Origin of the sequence: Rhodanobacter sp. LX-99 (genome assembly GCF_018599185.1) — a bacterium.
In the GTDB taxonomy this organism is placed as follows: Bacteria; Pseudomonadota; Gammaproteobacteria; order Xanthomonadales; family Rhodanobacteraceae; genus Rhodanobacter.
Genome location: NZ_JAHFVL010000001.1, coordinates 1670510 through 1689624, shown reverse-complemented (window position 1 = coordinate 1689624; position 19115 = coordinate 1670510). Strand labels below are relative to the sequence as shown.

18 protein-coding genes are annotated in these 19115 nt (G+C 67.4%); 10 read left to right on the top strand and 8 right to left on the bottom strand.

Annotation, left to right across the window (positions count from 1 at the left end; genetic code table 11):
• The first annotated feature begins 274 nt into the window (after positions 1-274).
• The 6 genes from KK131_RS07870 to mnhG are packed head-to-tail and all read left to right on the top strand — an operon-like array spanning position 275 to position 6239.
• Complete coding sequence (locus KK131_RS07870; RefSeq protein ID WP_214556109.1) at positions 275-3190, top strand: monovalent cation/H+ antiporter subunit A; 2916 nt, start codon at positions 275-277, stop codon at positions 3188-3190.
• On the top strand, positions 3190-3531 hold the full coding sequence (locus KK131_RS07865; protein ID WP_056388487.1) for a Na+/H+ antiporter subunit C: 342 nt from the start codon (positions 3190-3192) through the stop codon (positions 3529-3531). Before KK131_RS07870 ends, KK131_RS07865 begins: the two co-directional genes overlap by 1 nt.
• A complete protein-coding gene (locus tag KK131_RS07860; protein WP_214556108.1) occupies positions 3528-5126 on the top strand; it encodes a monovalent cation/H+ antiporter subunit D in 1599 nt (532 codons plus the stop codon). The genes KK131_RS07865 and KK131_RS07860 overlap by 4 nt, the downstream gene beginning before the upstream one ends.
• Positions 5123-5611: a Na+/H+ antiporter subunit E gene (locus KK131_RS07855; RefSeq protein WP_214556107.1), complete on the top strand. Its 489-nt coding sequence runs from the start codon at positions 5123-5125 to the stop codon at positions 5609-5611. Before KK131_RS07860 ends, KK131_RS07855 begins: the two co-directional genes overlap by 4 nt.
• Positions 5608-5889, top strand: a complete 282-nt coding sequence (locus KK131_RS07850) for a K+/H+ antiporter subunit F (RefSeq protein ID WP_214556106.1) — start codon at positions 5608-5610, stop codon at positions 5887-5889. The genes KK131_RS07855 and KK131_RS07850 overlap by 4 nt, the downstream gene beginning before the upstream one ends.
• Positions 5886-6239, top strand: a complete 354-nt coding sequence (mnhG, locus tag KK131_RS07845; protein ID WP_214556105.1) for a monovalent cation/H(+) antiporter subunit G — start codon at positions 5886-5888, stop codon at positions 6237-6239. The genes KK131_RS07850 and mnhG overlap by 4 nt, the downstream gene beginning before the upstream one ends.
• Positions 6240-6532: 293 nt before the next feature.
• Here mnhG and KK131_RS07840 read toward each other — a convergent pair whose 3' ends face one another.
• The gene (locus KK131_RS07840; RefSeq protein ID WP_214556104.1) at positions 6533-6727 is read right to left on the bottom strand and encodes a hypothetical protein; all 195 of its coding nucleotides are present in this window, start codon (positions 6725-6727) and stop codon (positions 6533-6535) included.
• Between the two features lie 839 nt (positions 6728-7566).
• Here KK131_RS07840 and KK131_RS07835 point away from each other — a divergent pair.
• Entirely contained in the window at positions 7567-7938 is a 372-nt protein-coding gene (locus KK131_RS07835) for a nuclear transport factor 2 family protein (protein WP_214556103.1), read from the top strand.
• 65 nt (positions 7939-8003) lie between these two features.
• On the opposite strand, the gene rpoD is transcribed toward KK131_RS07835, so the two are convergent.
• The gene (gene rpoD / locus KK131_RS07830) at positions 8004-9881 is read right to left on the bottom strand and encodes an RNA polymerase sigma factor RpoD (RefSeq protein ID WP_214556102.1); all 1878 of its coding nucleotides are present in this window, start codon (positions 9879-9881) and stop codon (positions 8004-8006) included.
• 168 nt (positions 9882-10049) lie between these two features.
• Entirely contained in the window at positions 10050-10493 is a 444-nt protein-coding gene (dtd, locus tag KK131_RS07825; RefSeq protein ID WP_214556101.1) for a D-aminoacyl-tRNA deacylase, read from the bottom strand.
• 113 nt (positions 10494-10606) lie between these two features.
• Here dtd and KK131_RS07820 point away from each other — a divergent pair, with 113 nt between their 5' ends.
• Positions 10607-11500, top strand: a complete 894-nt coding sequence (locus KK131_RS07820) for a lipid A biosynthesis acyltransferase (protein ID WP_214556100.1) — start codon at positions 10607-10609, stop codon at positions 11498-11500.
• A gap of 17 nt (positions 11501-11517) precedes the next feature.
• Here the strand turns inward: KK131_RS07820 and KK131_RS07815 are convergent, their stop codons facing one another.
• From KK131_RS07815 to KK131_RS07800, 4 genes are all read right to left on the bottom strand, one after another.
• Positions 11518-11844 carry a tetratricopeptide repeat protein gene (locus KK131_RS07815; RefSeq protein WP_214556099.1) on the bottom strand — a complete coding sequence of 109 codons (327 nt, stop codon included), beginning with the start codon at positions 11842-11844 and terminating at the stop codon, positions 11518-11520.
• Positions 11841-13583, bottom strand: a complete 1743-nt coding sequence (locus KK131_RS07810; RefSeq protein WP_214556098.1) for a glycosyltransferase family 39 protein — start codon at positions 13581-13583, stop codon at positions 11841-11843. The genes KK131_RS07815 and KK131_RS07810 overlap by 4 nt, the downstream gene beginning before the upstream one ends.
• 70 nt (positions 13584-13653) lie before the next feature.
• Positions 13654-14715, bottom strand: coding sequence for a CDP-glycerol glycerophosphotransferase family protein (locus KK131_RS07805; protein WP_250887027.1), 1062 nt, complete (start codon positions 14713-14715; stop codon positions 13654-13656).
• A complete protein-coding gene (locus KK131_RS07800; protein ID WP_214556097.1) occupies positions 14699-15514 on the bottom strand; it encodes a glycosyltransferase family 2 protein in 816 nt (271 codons plus the stop codon). The genes KK131_RS07805 and KK131_RS07800 overlap by 17 nt, the downstream gene beginning before the upstream one ends.
• Positions 15515-15710: 196 nt before the next feature.
• On the opposite strand from KK131_RS07800, the gene KK131_RS07795 reads away from it, so the two are divergent.
• Both KK131_RS07795 and KK131_RS07790 read left to right on the top strand, forming a co-directional pair.
• Entirely contained in the window at positions 15711-16682 is a 972-nt protein-coding gene (locus KK131_RS07795; RefSeq protein ID WP_214556096.1) for a glycosyltransferase family 2 protein, read from the top strand.
• 35 nt (positions 16683-16717) lie between these two features.
• Positions 16718-17611, top strand: a complete 894-nt coding sequence (locus KK131_RS07790) for a glycosyltransferase (protein ID WP_214556095.1) — start codon at positions 16718-16720, stop codon at positions 17609-17611.
• Positions 17612-17769: 158 nt separating this feature from the next.
• On the opposite strand, the gene KK131_RS07785 is transcribed toward KK131_RS07790, so the two are convergent.
• Positions 17770-19092, bottom strand: a complete 1323-nt coding sequence (locus KK131_RS07785) for an O-antigen ligase family protein (RefSeq protein WP_214556094.1) — start codon at positions 19090-19092, stop codon at positions 17770-17772.
• Positions 19093-19115: the final 23 nt, after the last annotated feature.

Genomic DNA, 19115 nt, shown 5'->3' with positions numbered 1-19115 from the left:
CTCGTGGGGAGATTATCCGTGCATCCGCTTACGAAGTGCTTAAGCTCGCCGGGAAGAGGGGTTGCGGACACGGGCGCATTTGCCGACCGGTCGGGCCGGCCTATAGAATCGAACGAAGCGGTGTGAGGTCATTCGGGCGATCGCAATGATTGCCCGCGCCAGGGTACGCACAGGCGTTTTCATCCGCCGAGGCGTGCGAGCGCTCATGAAGTGCCGGGGTGTCCGCCCCGGTTGCCGGAGACACCGACAACCTTTCGACTGAGCGCAGTGACTGATGCCTGACAACGCCCTGCCAAGCGCCATCGTCTGCCTTCCGTTCGTGGCCAGCGTCGCGGTGTTCCTGCTGCGTGGCCGTGGCCGCGGCCACAATCTGGCGGCGTGGCTGATGACCGCCACGGCGCTGCTCGGCCTGCTGCTTTCCCTCTGGCTGTACCCGGCGGTTGCCGCCGGCAACGTGCTGCGCCAGGTGATCCCGTGGGTACCGGGGCTGGGGCTGGACCTGGTGTTCCGGGTGGACGGCTTCAGCTGGCTGTTCATGCTGCTGATCTGCGGCATCGGCACGCTGGTGGGCCTGTACGCCCGCTACTACATGTCGCCGGACGATCCGCTGGCGCGCTTCTTCGCCCTGCTGCTGGCGTTCATGGGGTCGATGCTGGGCATCGTGATGTCCGGCAACGTGATCCAGCTGGTGTTCTTCTGGGAGATGACCAGCCTGTTCTCGTTCCTGCTGATCGGCTACTGGTACCGCGGACCATCGGCGCGCGACGGCGCGCGGATGGCGTTGATCGTCACCTCCGGCGGCGGCCTGTGCCTGTTCGCCGGCGTGCTGCTGCTGGGGCATGTCGCGGGCAGCTACGACCTCGACGTGATCCTCGCCGCGGGCGATACGGTACGCGCGCATGCGCTGTACACGCCGACGCTGCTGCTGATCTTGCTCGGCGCGTTCACCAAGAGCGCGCAGTTCCCGTTCCATTTCTGGCTGCCGCAGGCGATGTCGGCGCCGACGCCGGTGTCCGCGTATCTGCATTCGGCCACGATGGTGAAGGCCGGCGTGTTCCTGCTGGTGCGTTTCTGGCCGGTGCTGGGCGGCACCGATCAATGGTTCTGGATCGTCGGCGGGGCGGGCCTGGTGACGCTGATCCTGGGCGCATACTCGGCGATGTTCGAGCAGGACCTGAAAGGCGTGCTGGCCTATTCGACAATCAGCCACCTGGGCCTGATCACCATGCTGGTCGGCCTGGGCAGCGCGCTCGGCGTGGTCGCCGCGATCTTCCACATCGTCAATCACGCCACCTTCAAGGCCTCGCTGTTCATGGCCGCCGGCGCGGTCGACCACGAGGCCGGCACGCGCGACCTGCGCACGCTCGGCGGGCTGCGCCGCTTCATGCCGGTCACCGCGACGCTGGCGCTGATCGCCGGCGCGGCGATGGCCGGCGTGCCGCTGCTGAACGGTTTCCTGTCGAAGGAGATGTTCTTCGCCGAGACGCTGGCCGCCCGCCAGGGTCCGTTGCTCGACATGATCTCGGTGGTGGTCGCGGTGGCCGCCAGCGCGTTCGGCGTGACCTATTCGATCCGTTTCGTGCGTGGCGTGTTCTTCGGTCGCGTGCCCGCCGGCTTGCCGCGGGAACCGCACGAGCCGCCGCTGTGGATGCGTTTCCCGATCGGCTTCCTGGCGCTGGCCTGCCTGCTGGTGGGCATGCTGCCGGCGCGGGTGATCGGCCCGTCGCTGCGCGCGGCGGCAAGCTCGGTGTTGGGCGCCGGCCGCCTGCCGGATTACAGCCTGGCGGTATGGCATGGCGTGACCACGCCGCTGCTGATGAGCATCTTCGCGTTCGTGGCGGGTTGCCTGCTGTACGTGCGCCTGCGCGGCTATTTTGCCGGGCGCGAGGCGGCGCCGCTGACCGGGCGGCTCAGCGGCAAGCGCATCTTCGAGCGCGTGCTGGCCGTGTTCGCCGCGGACATCCCGCAATGGATCGAGCGCCGCTACCCGAGCCGCCGGCTGCAGCCGCAGCTGCTGTGGATCGTGCTGCTGGCGCTGCTGGCCGGCGGCCTGGCCGCGACCAGCGTGCCGTTCGGCTTCCATCCGCGCTGGTCCAGCGTCGACCCGGCGTTCGCGCTGCTGTGGCTGCTCGGTGCGGCCTGCGCGATCGGCGCGGCGAGCCAGGCCAAGTTCCACCGCCTCGCCGCACTGGTGCTCACCGGCGGCGCGGGGCTGGTGTCCTGCGTCAGCTTCGTGTGGCTGTCGGCGCCGGACCTGGCGGCGACCCAGCTGCTGGTGGAGGTGGTCACCACGATCCTGATCCTGCTCGGCATGCGCTGGTTGCCCAAGCGCATCGAGGGGCTGGCGCCGGAGAGCCGCATGCACCGCTTCCGGCGCCGCCGCGACGGGCTGATCGCGATCGTGGTCGGCCTGGGCGTGGCCAGCCTGGCCTATGCGGCGATGATGCATCCGGTGGCCGATTCGATCTCGCGCTTCTTCCTCGAGCGCGCGTACACGGAGGGCGGCGGCCGCAACGTGGTCAACGTGATCCTGGTCGATTTCCGCGGCTTCGACACGCTGGGCGAGATCAGCGTGCTGGCGATCGTGGCGCTGACCGTGTTCGGCCTGCTGCGACGCTTCCGCCCGGCCGCCGAGAGCATCAACGTGCCGCTGCAGCAGCGCCGGCAAAACGTGCCGGATGCAGGCGAAGCCGGTGGCGCGGTCGATCATTCGCTGACCGACTACCTGATGATCCCGGGCCTGATCATCCAGCTGATGTTCCCGGTGATCCTGCTGTTCGGGCTGCACCTGTTCCTGCGCGGGCACGACCTGCCGGGCGGCGGTTTCGTCGCCGGCATCACCGTGGCGGTGGCGCTGATCCTCTTGTACATGGCGCGCGGCGCACGCTGGGTGGAGGCGCGCCTGCGCGTGCTGCCGGTGCGCTGGATCGGCGCGGGCCTGTTGCTGGCGGTGTCGACCGGATTGGCTTCGCTGGCGTTTGGCCGTCCATTCCTCACCTCGTATTTCCGCTACGCGGAGCTGCCCTTGCTGGGCAAGCTGCCGCTGGCCTCGGCGGTGCTGTTCGACCTGGGCGTGTTCAGCGTGGTGGTCGGTGCCACCACCTTGATGCTGATCGCGCTGGCGCACCAGTCGCTGCGCCGTCCGCGCCAGCTGGCGGATGCGCCGGCCACGACGGGAGGGCAGGGCTGATGGAACTGGTCCTTGCCGCCGCGATCGGCATTCTCGCCGCCTCCGGCGTGTGGCTGCTGCTGCGCCCGCGCACGTTCCAGGTGATCATCGGGCTGACCCTGATCTCCTACGCGGTGAATCTTTTCATCTTCTCGATCGGCGGCCTGCGCACCGGCGCCGATCCGGTGCTGCGCGACGCCGCCGGCGACATTGCGCAGTACGCCGACCCGCTGCCGCAGGCGCTGGTGCTCACCGCGATCGTGATCGGCTTCGCCACCACGGCGCTGTTCCTGGTGGTGCTGCTGACCTCGCGCGGCCTCACCGGCAACGACCACGTCGACGGCGAGGACGGCACGCCGTGAGCAACTGCCTGATCATCGCACCGATCGTGCTGCCGCTGCTGGTCGCCGCGCTGCAGCTGCTGGTCGGCGAGAAACGCCGGCGCACGGTGCTGGCGCTGAGCGTCGCCTCGTGCGTCGCGCTGGTGCTGCTGGCCGCGGCGCTGATGCGGGCGGTGTCCGACGACGGCGCGCTGGCGGCGGTCTACCGCATCGGCGACTGGCCGGCGCGCTTCGGCATCGTGCTGGTGGCCGACCGGCTGTCGGCGCTGATGGTGCTGCTCGCCGGCGTGCTCGCGCTGGCGCTGCTGCCGTACGCGCTGGGCCGCTGGCAGCATCGCGGCGGCCACTTCCAGCCGCTGCTGCAGTTCCTGCTGATGGGCCTGAACGGCGCCTTCCTCACCGGCGACCTGTTCAACCTGTTCGTGTTCTTCGAGGTGCTGCTGGCGGCGTCCTACGGCCTCGCCCTGCACGGCTCGGGTGCGCGCCGGGTCAGCGCGGGGCTGCACTACATCGCGGTCAACCTGACCGCCTCGATGCTGTTCCTGCTCGGGGTCAGCCTGATCTTCGGCGTCACCGGCACGCTGAACATGGCGGCGCTGGCCGAGCTGATCCCGCACGTGCCCGGGCGCACCCGCGCGCTGCTGCATGCGGGTGCGGCGATTCTCGGCGTGGCGTTCCTGATCAAGACCGCGATGTGGCCGCTGGGCTTCTGGCTGCCGCGCACGTATGCGGCAGCATCGCCGGCGGTGGCCGCGATGTTCGCGCTGATGACCAAGGTCGGCATCTACGTGCTGCTGCGGCTGGGCCTGCTGCTGTTCGGCGACGGCGCGGGGCCGGCGTCCGCCCATTTCGGCAGCGGCTGGATGCTGTGGGGCGGCGTGGCCACCGTGGTCGCCGGCACTATCGGCATGCTCGGTGCGCGCGACCTGGCCAAGCTGGCCGGCTACAACGTGCTGATCTCCTCCGGCACCCTGCTCGGCGCGATCGGCCTGCAACTGCCGGCGGTCACCGCCGGCGCGCTGGCCTACCTGGTGATCTCCACCCTGGCCATCGCCGCGTTCTTCCTGGTCGCCGGCCTGCTCGCCTCCGACGGCGACGACGACACCGACGACAGCTTGAGCCTGGAGCCGTACGAGCAACTGGGCGAAGCGTCGGTGGGCGAAGGCCTGTACGCGCAGGAGGACGAGAGCCGGGTGGTGATCTCCGCGCCGATCGCCATGCTCGGCGCCAGCTTCTTCGCCTGCGCGCTGCTGCTGGCGGGGCTGCCGCCGCTGTCCGGGTTCCTGGCCAAGTTCGCCATGCTGGCGCCGATGCTCGAGGCCGGTCCGCGCGTGGGCGCGATCGTGTTGTTCGCCCTGGTCATCGTGGCCGGCTTCTGCACGGTGATCGCGATGTGCCGCGCCGGCATCCAGATCTTCTGGGTCGAACCCGAGCGAATTTTCCCGAAGGTGCGGCTGGTCGAGAGCGCCTCCATCGCGATCCTGCTCGGCCTGTGTCTGCTGCTGAGCGTGCAGGCCGAGGTACCGCTGCGCTATCTGCGCGACACCGCGCGGCAGATCCACACGCCGGCCGCGTACACCCAGCAGGTGTTGCCGGCCGCGGAGGCACAGCCATGACCAGGCGCTGGTTGCCGTATCCGATCCTGTCCGTGCTGCTGCTGCTGATCTGGCTGCTGCTGAACCAGAGCATCGCGCCCGGCACGGTCCTGCTCGGTGCGCTGCTCGGCGTTGCGCTGGCGAAGGTGTTCGGCCTGCTGCGCCCGCCGAAGGCGCGCGTGCGCAACTATCCGCTGCTCGGCCTGCTGTTCGTGCGCGTCGTGTACGACATCGTGCGCTCGAACATCGCCGTGGCCCGGATCATCCTGCGCCGCGACAGCCGCATGCAGTCCGGCTTCGTGGCGATCCCGCTGACCCTCACCGACCACTACGGCCTCGCCGTGCTGGCGTGCATCATCACCTCCACGCCGGGCACGATCTGGGTCAGCTACGACTCCAGCGCGAACATCCTGCTGATCCACGTGCTGGACCTGGTCGACGAGGCGAGCTGGATCGACTCGATCAAGCAGCGCTACGAGCGCCCCCTGCTGGAGATCTTCCAATGAGCCACAGCCTGCTCGGTGCCGCCATCCTCCTCGCGCAGATCCTGCTGCTGCTGGCGATGAGCTTCTCGATCGTCCGCATGGTGCGCGGTCCGCGCGCGCAGGACCGCGTGCTGGCGCTGGATGCGCTGTACGTCAACGCGATGATCCTGCTGCTGACCGTCGGCATCCGCAGCGGCAGCCTGCTCTACGTCGAGGCGGGCCTGATCATCGCGCTGCTCGGCTTCGCCGGCACGGTGGCGCTGTCGAAATTCCTGATGCGCGGGCAGGTGATCGAATGAGCCATCTCGACGCCCTGCCGCCATGGGCGGCGATCCTGGTGGCGGTTCTCGTGCTGCTGGGCGCGCTGCTCGCCTTCGTCGGCTCGCTCGGCCTGCTGCGCCTGAAGAACTTCTACCAGCGCGTGCACGCGCCCACCCTGGGCACCACGCTGGGCACGTTCTTCATGCTGGCCGCCTCGATCACCTGCTTCTCGGTGCTGCACGGCCGGCCGATCTTCTACGAGATCCTGATCGGCGTGTTCCTCACCTTGACCACGCCGATCACCCTGATGCTGCTGGTGCGCGCCGCGCTGTACCGCGACCGCGAGGAAGGCTCGGCGGAGGTGCCGCAGGCGACGCTGCACGAGTGAGCGCGGCATCCTCGAAGCGCGTCGGCATCACCGGCCAGCGCCTTGGCGAACGGCTCCGGCCGCAAGCCGGGCACGCGCAGCTTGTTGCGCATACTTCACCTGCCGGTTGCCATCCTCGTCATGGGCGGCAGTGTGGGGCAAGCCGCCCTCCTGAATCGAGCCGGCACGGCATGTTCAAAAGATAGTTTTTCTATCGGGGCGTCGGCCGAGCACGAATCCGCGGGCATCGCCGACCACCCGCGTCAAAAAAGCGCGAGTGGCGCCTTGCCTGGCAGGCCTTGCATGCGATGCGGCTAGTCGCCGGCTTCCGTTTCCGGGCTTTTCGCGGCATCCAACTGTTCGCGATTGCGCCAGCCCCTGTGCCAGGCAAGAGCCATCGTGGAGCCGTGCTCGTAGGGGCACTTTTCTCGTGGTTCGTTGCAGTCGCGTGCGTAATGGCCCTCGATCCAGGCCTGCAGCGGATACTGCATCCCGCTTTCCTTGACCATGCTGGCGTCCTCAATGGGCGTCGTGGAACCTTGGGTGAGGTCGGCGTGCCGAAGTTTCAACCATGAAAAAGCCCGCCGAAGCGGGCTTGGATCCATCTGCGCCGGGGGATGGCCGGGATGGTCGCCTCACGGCGAGTAGGTTAGCTGCACAGAGTGAAGCGGTTCACATTTTTTCATTTCACGGCCGTTCGGATCGTGATGTTCGTCACGCTTTGAGAGTCGTCGCTGGTCGCTCGCGGGCGCCGCGGTCTGTCCGCTACCGGCCAGAAGGGCATGGGCGCGCATCAGTGCAGCCGCTCGTCGCAGCGGGTACTGTGATGGCAGCATTCGAGGCGATGACAAGCGGTTGGTGGGCCCACCAGGATTCGAACCTGGAACCAAGGGATTCGCGTGTTCCGAAGGTTTCCCTCCGGCGCGGACTATCTCTTCACCCTTCGCCTGTGGCGGGTGGGGTGCGGGACGCTCGAGCCTGTGATCAAGGGCGCTGAAGCCCTCAGGTAGTCTCTGCACCTTCCGACGGTGTACCGCCGGCTTGGCTCAGGGTTGCCACCGGCCGCGTTGCGCGCCGCTGAGGTTTCCCTGAATTCATCCCGTTCCCGTCCACGCATTCCTGCATGGCGGCACCTTTCGATGAGTCCCCTGCTCTAACCGTTGAGCTATAGGCCCACAAGCGATGAATGGTAGAGGAGTTGCCGGGAGCGTGCCAGCGCGAGAACCGCCAGCTTGGGTGTCCTCGCGGTTTCTGCGCGTCGCCCGCGGGGGCGGCGTGCCACAAATCGTGTGGTGACGCGATGGCCTGGGGCGTAGGCTGGTCGTTCCCCCCAAGCCGGAGAGTACGCATGAACACCGAAGCGATCGCGAAACGGTTGGTCGAGTTGTGCCGGGAAGGCAAATACGAGGAGGCGCAGCGCGAGCTGTATGCGGAGGATGCCGTGAGCATCGAGCCGGAGGGCCTGCCGCCGGGCGCGCTGGGCAGCGTGCAGGGGCTGGCGGCGATCTACGAGAAGGGTCGCCAGTTCAGCGCGATGATCGAGGCGGTGCATGGCGGCAGCGTGAGCGAGCCGGTGATCGCGGAGAACTGGTTCAGCATCGCGCTGGCGATGGACGTGACGATGAAGGGCCGCGGCCGGATGAACATGAGCGAGATCTGCGTGTACCGCGTGCACGGCGGCAAGATCGTGCGCGAGCAATTCTTCTACGACGTCGGCTGAACCCGTCGCCTGAAACGAAGAAGCCCCGCATCGGCGGGGCTTCTTCGTCATGCCGGCGTCGCGAATTACTCGACGTCGAGGAACGAGCGCAGCTGTTCGGAGCGGCTCGGGTGGCGCAGCTTGCGCAGCGCCTTGGCCTCGATCTGGCGGATCCGCTCGCGGGTGACGTCGAACTGCTTGCCGACTTCTTCCAGCGTGTGGTCGGTGTTCATGTCGATGCCGAAGCGCATGCGCAGCACCTTCGCCTCACGCGGAGTCAGGCCGGCGAGCACGTCGCGCACGGTTTCCATCAGGCCGGTCTCGGTGGCCGAATCGACCGGCGAGCTTGCGTTGCCGTCCTCGATGAAATCGCCCAGGTGGGAATCCTCGTCGTCGCCGATCGGGGTTTCCATCGAGATCGGTTCCTTGGCGATCTTCAGCACCTTGCGGATCTTGTCCTCGGGCATCTCCATTTCCTTGGCCAGTTCCTCCGGCGTGGCCTCGCGGCCGAACTGCTGGAGCATCTGGCGGGAAATGCGGTTGAGCTTGTTGATCGTCTCGATCATGTGCACCGGGATGCGGATGGTGCGCGCCTGGTCGGCGATCGAACGGGTGATCGCCTGGCGGATCCACCAGGTGGCGTAGGTCGAGAACTTGTAGCCGCGGCGGTACTCGAACTTGTCGACCGCCTTCATCAGGCCGATGTTGCCTTCCTGGATCAGGTCGAGGAATTGCAGGCCGCGGTTGGTGTACTTCTTGGCGATCGAGATCACCAGGCGCAGGTTGGCCTCGACCATTTCCTTCTTGGCGCGGCGGGCCTTCGCCTCGCCGCTGGCCATGGCGCGGTTGATGTCCTTGATGTCGATCAGCGGCAGGAACAGCTTGCGCTCGATGGTGGCGAGCTTCTCCTGCTCGGCGTCGATCGCCTCGCGGTAGGTCTTGATGTTCGGCGACCACTTCTGGCGCTTGCGGCTCAGCTCGGCCACCCACTCGAGGTTGCCCTCGTTGCTGGGGAACGCCTTGATGAACTCGGCCTTGGGCATCTTCACCTGCTTGACGAAGATGTCCATCAGCACGCGCTCGTGGTGGCGGATGTCGTTGACCACCTCGCGCAGCTTGCGCACGAAGCCGTCGATCAGCGCGGACGGCAGCTTGAGCTTGAGGAACTCCTCGGCCATCTGGTCGCGCAGCTTGACGATCTTCTTGTCGGTGATGCTGGCGGCCTTCGGCGCGGCCTTCTGGAACTTGGCGTAGTAGTCGCGCAGCAGCTCCATGCGGCGCTTGACCTCTTCCGGATCGGGGCCGGTGGGGCCGGCTTCTTCCTCTTCCTCGGTGGCGGTGTCGTCGTCGTCGGTATCGGCGTCGTCATCGCCGACTTCGGGCTCGGGCGCCAGCAGGGCGGCGGCTTCCTTTTCCTTGCGGGCAAGGTCGGCGGCTTCCTCCAGGTCGAGGAAGCCAGCCAGGATTTCGCTGAGGCGGCGCTTGCCGTCCAGGTGCTGGTCGTATTCCTCCAGCAGCAGCTCGATGGTCAGCGGGAAGCTGGCCAGCGCGGTCTGTACCTGGCCGAGGCCTTCCTCGATGCGCTTGGCGATGGCGATTTCGCCCTCGCGGGTGAGCAGCTCGACCGTGCCCATCTCGCGCATGTACATGCGCACCGGGTCGGTGGTGCGGCCGACTTCGGCGTCCACCGCGGACAGCAGCGCCACGGCTTCCTCGGCGGCGGCTTCGTCGTCGGTGCTGCTGCCGGCCTTGTCGGCCAGCGGGTCGGCGTCCGGCGCGGCGTCGTGCACTTCGATGCCGACGCCCTTGAGCACCGCCATGATGTCTTCGATCTGCTCCGGGTCGACGATGTCGTCGGGCAGGTGGTCGTTGATCTCGGCGTAGGTCAGGTAGCCCTGCTCCAGGCCCTTGGAGATGAGCGCCTTGATTTCAGACTGTTGCTCGTGGGGAGCTTTGCTATTCATTAACCGACCGCCGCAGGGTTCAAGAACCGGACATTATAGCGATGTGCTGCTTTTTTGACCAGTTTTCAAGTGAGAAAAGGTTTCGACCAGACACGCAAAAATCGCGCCAGATCGCGGTGTTGCCGTACCTTGCCGGCTCCGGCCGCGTCTCGCACGCCGTGTGTCCGTTCATCCGGTGTCGAGCCAGAAAGTCACCGGGCCGTCGTTCACCAGCTGGATCACCATATGGGCGCCGAAGCGCCCGGTTTCCACCCCCGGCGGATGCGCGGTGCGCGCCAGTTCCAGCAGCCGTTCGAACCAGCGCCGGCCGTGCTCGGGCGGCGCCGCGCTGGTGAAGCTGGGGCGCATGCCGGAACGGGTGTCGGCGGCGAGGGTGAACTGGCTGACCAGCAGCAGGCCGCCGCCGGTGTCGGTGAGCGAGCGGTTCATCTTGCCGTTGGCATCGGCGAACACGCGATAGCCGAGCAGGCGTTCCAGCATGCGCTTCGCCTGTGCTTCGCCGTCGTCCGGCTGCACCGCCACCAGGGCCAGCAGGCCGGGGCCGATCGCGCCGACCGTTTCGTCGCCGACACTGACGCTGGCGGACAATACACGCTGGATCAGGGCAATCATGGGCGCACGACGGTGGCGAGGCGCCTAGCTTACGGCGCCATCGCGGCCGGTGAAAGACGGCCGGTTGCCGACATGGTCCGGTGCCGCGGGGCCGCCTCCCGTAAACTGCACGGATGCGTATCGACATGTACCTCGTCTACCTCCTGTTGCGCCTGCTGGCGCTGCTGCCGTTGCGCGCGCTGCACGGCATCGGCGGCGGGCTGGGACGCCTGTTGCTGTGGCGCGGCGGCCGCACGGTGCACAACACCGCGGTGAACCTGCGCATCGTGCGGCCGCGGCTGGATGAGGCGGCGCAGGCGGCGCTGCTGCGCGAGGTGATGGCCGAAAGCGGCAAATCGGCCAGCGAGATCGTCAAGGTCTGGGGCGCCGGCGCCGAGCGCGCGCTGGCGCTGGTGCGCGAGGTGCGTGGCGAGGCGCTGCTGGATGCGGCGCTGGCCGCGGGCAAGGGCGTGATCATCGCCGCGCCGCACCTGGGTTGCTGGGAGCTGCTGAATTACTGGCTGTGCCGCAAGACGCCGATGGCGATCCTGTACCGGCCGCCGCGGATCGCCGCGATCGAGGGCCTGCTGCGCAAGGTGCGCGGCGCGCTGGCGCCGGAGCAGGTGCGCGCGGACGGCGCCGGCGTGCGCACGCTGTACAAGCGGCTGGCAGCGGGCGGCACGGTCGGCATCCTGCCGGACCAGAAGCCGCGCGCGGGCGAAGGCCAGATCGCGCCGTTCTTCGGCCGCGAGGCGCTGACCATGGTGCTGCTGCCGCGGCTGGCCGCGCGCACCGGCGCCACCGTGCTGTACGCCTTTGCCGAACGGCTGCCGCAAGGCGCCGGTTATCGCATCCACCTGTTGCCGGCGCCGCAGGGCTTGGCCGATGCCGACCTCGCCGTCGCCTGCGCGGCCCTCAACCAGGGTGTCCAGGATTGCGTCGAGCTGGCCTTCGCGCAGTATCAGTGGCAGTACAAGCGCTACTCGGCGGATGGCCTGATCAGCCCGTACGATCGCGAACAGGGATAGGCCGCGCTTCGCGCGCTTCAGGGTTGAGGCTTTTCCAGCCGGCGCAGGAACACGCTCATTTCCTTTTCGGCCTGCTTGTCGCCGCGTTGCGCGGCGGCGGCGATGCCGCTGCGCCAGGCATCGGCCGCGGCGGCTTCATCGCCGCTGGCCAGGCAGGCCTTGCCGAGCAGTTTCCATGCCGCCGAATAGGTCGGATCGAAATCCACCGTGCGCCGCAGCTCGTCGATCGCCGCGCCATGGTCGCCATCGGCGAGCAAGGCACTGCCCAGCGAGAAGCGCAGCAGCGCGCCATCGCGCGGGCCGCCGCACTGTTTGCGCAGGCTGGCGATCAGGTCGGCGCTCATGGCTGGGTGCGGTAGCGCCAGTCGTCGGCCGGGTAGACCCGGGTCGGCTGGGCCGGCTCCGGCGGGGTGTGCCCGGCGCGCAGGTCGGCCAGCGAAACGGCCGGCCAGACCACCAGCCATGACGAGCGGAACGGCTGCACCAGCAGGGCGTAGCGCAGGGCGTTCGCATCCGGTTGGTCCACGCGCACCACGATCAGGCCATCGGGATGGGTATGGGCAAAATCCTGCAGGGCTTGATCCTGCGCTGCCTGGTTGCCGAGAAGCTCTTCGATCGGCCGGGTCAGCCGGCCCTCGAAATGGAACTGGCCTTCGTAGTTGCCGAGGAAGGCGATCGCCCGGTCGGCCTGGTCGGCGGCACCGAGCAGGTGGGCGGTCGGACGCAGGTCGTAGCGCGGCCACAGGGTCAGCGTGAACAGGGTATTGAGCGCGAGCACGCCGATCAGCCCGGCCACGGCCAGGCGGCGCAGTTCGCCGCGGCCGCGCAGCAGCAGCAGGCCGCCCAGCAGCAGGAAGACCACGCTGAAGTAGCGGCTGTAAGGCGCTGCCGCATCGGCCCATTCGCCATGCAGGTGGTTGCCGGCCACCAGCAGCGGCAGCATGAACAGCGCCGCGGCGAACACGATGCCGCCTGCGCCCAGCGGCCAGGTGCCGAGCCAGCCGTTGTTGGCCAGGTTCGGCCGGCGCTCGCGCAGTACGGCGATCGCGCCGGCCATCAGCAGAGCGATGCCGCCGAGTTCCGGCAACGGGTAGTACAACTGCTTGCCGCTGATCAGCGAGAGCGCGACGAAGGTGGGCAGCAGCCAGCACAGCGTGAAGCGCAGGCCCGACTCCAGTGGGCGGCGCAGGCCGGCCACGGCCACCCACATGCGCGGCCAGCCGCTGAACGGGAACAGCATCACCGGCAGCCACAGCAGGTAGAACCAGATCGGTTCGGCGTGGTTCTGCAGGTCCTTGCCTTCGGCCAGCTTGTCGACCACGCGGCCGGCGGTCTGGGTGAAGAACAGCCGCTGCCGGTACGCCTCGCCGCCGGAGAATCCGGCCGGCAGCGCCCACGCCAGCAGCATCGCGCCGCCGAGCAGCAGCGCCAGCACGCCGCGGCCGTACCAGCGCGCGCGGTGCTGGCCGGCCCAGTCGTTCCACAGCGGGCCGAGCAGCCAGGGGAAGACCACGTGCAGCAGCATCACCGGGCCCTTGGTCAGCAGCCCGAAGCCCACGCACAAACCGAACAGCAGCCAGCGCGGCTCGCTGCGTCGCGACTTCGGGGTCAGGCACAACAGGGCCGCCAGCGTCCACACCGCCAGCAGCACGTCGTACATGATCTGCAGGCCGAACAGGAACGCGTAGCCGAACGCCAGCAGCATCCACGGTGCGGCCTTGGCCATCCACGGCCGGTCCGGAAACAGCCGCCGTGCCAGCAGCGAAACCAGCACCAGTTGCGTGCCGCCGAACAGCACCTCGAGCACGCGCGGCCAGACGTCGTTGACGCCGAACGCGAACCAGCCGCCCTGGATCAGCCAGAACAACAGCGGCGCCTTCTCGCTGTAAGGCTGGCCGTTGATGTGCGGCACCAGCCAGTGGCCCTGGTTCCACATTTCCCATGCGACCGCCAGGGTGCGGGTGGAATACAGCGGCATCGGCCCGTGCGAGAAGATCGCCAGCAAGGCCACGGCGGCCCACAACGGCAGCCAGGGCCAGGTGGCGCGCAGGTGTTCGGAACGACTGTAGGAGCTGGATGGCACGGGCAGACTCTTCGGAGGCCAGAGGGGATTCTAGCCTGCGCGATGCGCGCGCAAGGCGACCGGCCGCACTCTAGGCCGGTCCCCAGTAGCCGATGCGGCGGCGGATCTTCAGTTTGCGCCACAGGTTCAACGGCTTGCGCCGGCGATTCTTCGCGCCGCGGGCGATGAAGGCGTCGATCGCATCCAGCACGCGCTCGCTGGAGCGGCCGTCGCGGTACGGATGGATCGCGTCGGCGTAGTCGCGGATCGCCTGCAGCAGTTCCGGCGGCCGCGCCAGCGCGCGTTCAATGGCGCTCTCGAACTGCGTCGGGTCGTCGATGTCGATCAGCTGCGGACCCGGGCGGCGATTCTTGAACGTCACCACCGGCTTGCCGGTGAGCAGGAACTCGTTGAGCGCGGAGGAGGTGTCCGAGCACATCAGGTCGACCTGCGGGAACAGTTCCAGGATGTTGTCGTTCTCGGCGAAGCTGAGGTACTCGTTCTGCAGCGCCTTGAACTTCGCCGTGGTCTCCGGGTTCATCTTCGGATGGAAGGTGACGATCCAGCGCCAGCGGCCGTCGCGCGACAGCCGCTTCACCTCCTCGTACAGCGTTTCGGCCGCGCTCCACGACGGCGAGAAGGTGGAGTGGTACAGGATCACCGGCGGCTGGCGTACCGGCGGCAGCGGGCCGGTGATTTCCTGCATGAACGGATCGAGCTTGGGGAAGCCGGTCTCGGTCACGCTGAAGTGGCCGAGCTTGTCGGCGATCGCCTGGAACTGCGCGGTGTCGCGCGGGCCGGTGGTGCAGTACAGGTCGAAGAAGCCGCGTACGTAGATGTGCCGCGGCTTGCCGGCGTCGAAGCCGTGGAAGGTCTCGACCTTCACGCCAGGAAAGAAATGCGGCACCGCGTTGGACGAGGTGATCACCGCGAGCGGCTGCCACGCGCGCACCTCGGCCACCGTCAGCAGGCGCTCGCCGGCAACCAGGTCCTCCGCGCCGGGGCCGTCGAAGAACCAGGCGGCCTCGTCGCCGCGGGCGCGAATCGCTTCCTGCAGCGGGCGCAGGATCGCCAGCGCGTAGCGTTCGGAGCCGTAGAGGAGGTAATGCTTGGTTGGAGCTGGCTTTTTGCCCATGTCAGCGATCGATTCCATGGCGGGTCAGGAGGCTTGCCGCGCGTGCCACCGACTCCGGGTTGTTGACCATCTCGTAGTAGCGCATGCGCTTGTACAGCGCGTAGCTGGCGGCGGTCTGCGCGATCAGGAAGCCGCGCCAGCCGTCCAGGAAGGCCAGTCGGAACACATAGTCCTTGAGAAAGGCCAGCGCGTACACGAACGGCGCCTGCCACATCCGTACCGGCTTGCGCTGGTCCAGCCAGTCGCGGCATTTCAGTTCGGCGTAGCGCAGCACCTTCAGCTGCTTGTGCGGCAGGGCCGGGTTGTTGGCGTGGTTGAACGGCGCGCGCAGGGTCGGCGCAGCGCCGTCGAAGCGCAGCGACTCGTGCACCCGTGCGTCGCTCCAGCGCGCGCGTCCGCGGTGGTACAGCCGCGCCAGCTTTTCGCCCACGGAAGGGCGGTACCAGCGCATCGGCCGTCCCATGTAGATCGTGCGCCGGCGCAGGTACGCCGCCGGCGCATCGCCGGCCATCAGTGCCGGCAGGCGCTGCAGCAGCTCCGCGGCGAGTTCCGGGCTGAGGTACTCGTCGGCGTCGAGCACCAGGATCCAGTCGTGGCTGCACTGGCTGCTGGCGAAGTTGCGCTGCGCGCCGAAGCCGAGCCAGTCCTGGTGCACCACGCGCGCGCCGTGCGCCTGCGCGATCGCCACCGTGTCGTCGTCGCTGCCGGAGTCGACCACCAGCTTCTCCGCCGCGAACGGCACGCTGTCCAGGCAGCGCGCGATGCTCTCGGCCTCGTTGTGGGTGATCACGGCGAGGGTCAGCGGTAGGGTGGGCATGCGGCGGATTCTAGCCGATCGGTCCGGGCGGCCCTGTCACGTTATCGCAAAATTTGCATGGTCCGGAGGGCCACCTTGCCTCGAAGCCCGCTATGCTATGGCGCAGCGGCCAACCGGGAGCATGGATGCATCATCACAGATAAGCAGTAGTCCAGAGGTAGGGGGGATCGTGCGGGCAGACGATGGCACGAACGAAATGCTCCCGGAGCAACCTGCGCAGGCAGCTCCGTCGCTCGTGCTGCACGGGGCGGAGGGTGCGGCGACCAGCTTCGCTGTCGTCGTCACCAGTTACAACTATTGCGATTTTGTGCTGCAGGCCGTGGAAAGCGTGCTGGCGCAGCGCCGGCAGCCAGTCCAGGTCATCGTGGTCGATGACGGTTCCACCGATGGATCGGTGGCATTGTTGCGCGAGCGTTACGCCGGCGACGCGAGAGTGAGCCTGCTCTGCGGCTCGAATGGCGGGCAGTTGGCGGCGTTCCAGCGCGGTGTCGAACTGGCGCAAGCGGATGTGGTCTGCTTCCTCGATTCCGACGACCGCTGGGAGCCGGACTACCTGGCCCGGCTCGGCGCGTTGTACGACGCCCGTGCGGATATCGATTTCGTGTTCTCCGACTTGCAGCTGTTCGGCCAGCAGGACCGGGTGATGAGGTTCCACGACCGCGCAGTCGACCTGGGCTATACCGCGATCAGCACCTACGTGCTGACCCAGTGGTATGGGGCGCCCACCTCCGCGTTGTCAATGCGGACGCAGTGGGCCAGGCAGGCGCTGGACCTGCCCGAATCGTTTCGTGGGACCTGGCGCCTTTCGGCTGACAACTGCCTGGTGTTCGGCTGCAGCGTGCTGGGCGCGCACAAGTATTATCTGCCCACCGGCTGCGTCGGCTATCGCATCCATGACAGGAACGGGTGGTGGTCGAATCGTTCGCCGCGCATCGAGTACATCAACAAGATGACCTCAAGCGCACTGATTGGATATTACGCGGCGAAAGTCGGGCTGGGGCCTGAATGCATCGAGTTCAGCAAACTCGAGTTCATGACCAAGCCGTCTCCGCCATGGAGCGAGACCAGGCGCTACGTGCGACTGGTGATGATGCGGCGAATATCGCCATGGCGAAAATGGGAGCGTGCGCTGAACATTCTCCGGCATGGTTGGAAGCGTCGCAAATGACGCCGCGGCCGACAACACGTGCAATGGAAACGGACATGCGGATCAGCGTCGCCGTGATTACCTACAACTGGCCCGAGGCACTCGAGTTGGTGCTGCAGGCACTCGCTGTCCAGGTTGAACTGCCTTACGAAGTCATCGTCACCGACGACGGCTCGCAGCCGGCCACGCGCGAATTGCTGCTGCGGCTCGCCCGGAACTACCCGGTGCGCCTGGTGCATCTGTGGCAGCCGGATGACGGTGCCCGCATGAGCCGGGCCCGCAACCGCGCGATCGCCGCAGCGCAGGGCGACTACCTGATCCTGCTCGATGGCGACATGGTGGTCGACCCCCATTTCATCGCCGACCATCGTGCTTTTGCGCGGCGTGGCTGTTTCGCGCAGGGATCGAGAGTGCTGACCGATGCCAGGCTGACCAGGCACATGCTGGGGCGCGGCCCGGCAATTCCGGGGTTTTTCCGTCGTGGCGTCGATCGGCGCCGGCACACGCTGCGCCTGCCGGCACTGGCGCGCCTGTTTGCCAAACCCGGCCGGCGGCAACGCGGCATCAAGAGCTGCAACATGGCGTTCTGGCGCGACGACCTGCTGCGCATCAATGGTTTCAACGAGGCGATGACTGGCTGGGGGCGCGAGGATACCGAGCTGGCGGTGCGCGCGTTCCACGCGGGCCTGCTCCGCCGCGACCTGCGTCTCAGCGGGTTGGCGGCGCATCTGTACCACCGCACCCGCAAGCACGTCGTCGGCAATCCCAACGACCGCATTCTGGAAGATACCCGGCGACGGCGCCTGATCCGTTGCGAAAAGGGTGTCGGGCAGCACCTGGATGAATTCGCGACCGCGCCGGCGGACTTACGGACGATCAACTGGCCGCTGCGGCATTGGCCGACGGTGGAGGAAGGCATGCTCGGTGCCGCACAGCCTGTCACGGCGTGAGGGAACTTGGCAGGCTGTTGAAAAGGGGAGGGACAACCCTTTCCAAATCTATCCGGTCGGCACATGTCAGCACTTGGCTTCGCGGCGAGGACGTTGTGTGGGCCTGATTCACTGGCAGGCCATCGCCGGTCCGTCCCGAGCGCGTTTTCCACACCCCGCTAGTTGGGCGGCGAGCGACGCAGCCAGCCGATTCGCAGCGCCAGGCCCAGCACCATGAAGAAATAGAACGATTGCGTCATCACGCGGTAGAACACGCTGTCGGTGAGCGCACACAGCGCGTACAGGCCGATCAGCGCCATCCCGACCGATGCCGGCAGTGCCACCGCTTCATCCGGATCCAGCACATGACGGCTGAAATGGCGCAGCGGCAGGGCAAATACCAGCAGCAGCACCAACAAACCTGGCGCGCCGCCGGTGGCGGCGGCCTCCAGGTATTCGTTGTGCGGCTGGTTGTACTTGCCGATGACCGGGTTGCTGCGGCCAGCGGCGATCTCGGCGCGCACATAATCGTCGAACTGGTTGATGCCGATACCGACGAAGGGATGGGCGACGAATGCACGGCCGGCGGTGCGCCACATCTCCAGTCGCTCGCCAACGGCGCCACGCGCGCCGTCATGACGATCGAAAGTGGTTACTTCCGGGGCTATGGCCTCGAAGCGCGTCACCATTTCATCGCGCATGCCGAACGTGGCCACGCCGGCGACGATGCTCACGGCGATTGCCAGCAGCAGGCTCGAGCGCCAGTGCCCGGTACGCCACGCGTGAAGCAGCACCAGCAGCATGAATATCGGCGCGTATGCCAGCAACGGGCCGCGACTCTGGGTCAGTAGCGCCCCATACATGCCGAAGGCCATGGCCACAGCGTGCAGCACTTTCTCCCAGATGCCGGTTCGCGGACTCAGCAGTTGCATCAGCGCCGCCAGAGCCAGCCCCAGCAGAATTGTCGCCAGCTGGATCGAGGCTGATGCACCGCCGTTCAGGCCGTAGGCGCGCTCTATGCCAAACACGTGATGCTGCACCATGCACACGGCGCCAAGCAGGATTGCGGTGAGGCTGAAACCTGCCCAGACCAGCCGCATCCGTAACGGCTGGCTGAAAGCGGCCGCAATCACCAGATACAGCAGGATGTGGGCAGGTCGGTCCACCGGTCGCCAGCCGAGCCGGTGGACCAGCACATTGAAGAAAACGAAACCCACCATGAGCAGCGCGGCGGCAATCACAGGCCATGCGGCGCGATAGCTGCGACGTGTCTGCCGGTCACGGGCGAGGAGGCCCAGTCCGGCCAGGAACAGCAGTGCCACCGGCAGGACCTTGATGCGCTGGTCGGTCGAGAACGATAGCGGCATCAGTGCCACCAAGACGGAAAGCGACCACAGTTGCCACTGTTTCAACACTGCTTGCACGTAGTGATTTTCCGTCGATGAGGAACGGCCCGGACAGCTGTGCTTGCCGACGGGAGCCTGTTCCAGGGCACATGTCATCGGCAATTTACCAGCAAGGCCTG

Coding starts and splice junctions, on each gene's coding strand:
- KK131_RS07870 (WP_214556109.1), top strand. CDS start 275: ATGCCTGACAACGCCCTGCCAAGCGCCATCGTCTGCCTTCCGTTCGTG.
- KK131_RS07785 (WP_214556094.1), bottom strand. CDS start 19,092: ATGACATGTGCCCTGGAACAGGCTCCCGTCGGCAAGCACAGCTGTCCG.
- KK131_RS07790 (WP_214556095.1), top strand. CDS start 16,718: ATGCGGATCAGCGTCGCCGTGATTACCTACAACTGGCCCGAGGCACTC.
- KK131_RS07850 (WP_214556106.1), top strand. CDS start 5,608: ATGAGCCACAGCCTGCTCGGTGCCGCCATCCTCCTCGCGCAGATCCTG.
- mnhG (WP_214556105.1), top strand. CDS start 5,886: ATGAGCCATCTCGACGCCCTGCCGCCATGGGCGGCGATCCTGGTGGCG.
- KK131_RS07855 (WP_214556107.1), top strand. CDS start 5,123: ATGACCAGGCGCTGGTTGCCGTATCCGATCCTGTCCGTGCTGCTGCTG.
- rpoD (WP_214556102.1), bottom strand. CDS start 9,881: ATGAATAGCAAAGCTCCCCACGAGCAACAGTCTGAAATCAAGGCGCTC.
- KK131_RS07835 (WP_214556103.1), top strand. CDS start 7,567: ATGAACACCGAAGCGATCGCGAAACGGTTGGTCGAGTTGTGCCGGGAA.
- KK131_RS07800 (WP_214556097.1), bottom strand. CDS start 15,514: ATGCCCACCCTACCGCTGACCCTCGCCGTGATCACCCACAACGAGGCC.
- KK131_RS07865 (WP_056388487.1), top strand. CDS start 3,190: ATGGAACTGGTCCTTGCCGCCGCGATCGGCATTCTCGCCGCCTCCGGC.
- KK131_RS07805 (WP_250887027.1), bottom strand. CDS start 14,715: ATGGAATCGATCGCTGACATGGGCAAAAAGCCAGCTCCAACCAAGCAT.
- dtd (WP_214556101.1), bottom strand. CDS start 10,493: ATGATTGCCCTGATCCAGCGTGTATTGTCCGCCAGCGTCAGTGTCGGC.
- KK131_RS07815 (WP_214556099.1), bottom strand. CDS start 11,844: ATGAGCGCCGACCTGATCGCCAGCCTGCGCAAACAGTGCGGCGGCCCG.
- KK131_RS07840 (WP_214556104.1), bottom strand. CDS start 6,727: ATGGTCAAGGAAAGCGGGATGCAGTATCCGCTGCAGGCCTGGATCGAG.
- KK131_RS07820 (WP_214556100.1), top strand. CDS start 10,607: ATGCGTATCGACATGTACCTCGTCTACCTCCTGTTGCGCCTGCTGGCG.
- KK131_RS07795 (WP_214556096.1), top strand. CDS start 15,711: ATGCTCCCGGAGCAACCTGCGCAGGCAGCTCCGTCGCTCGTGCTGCAC.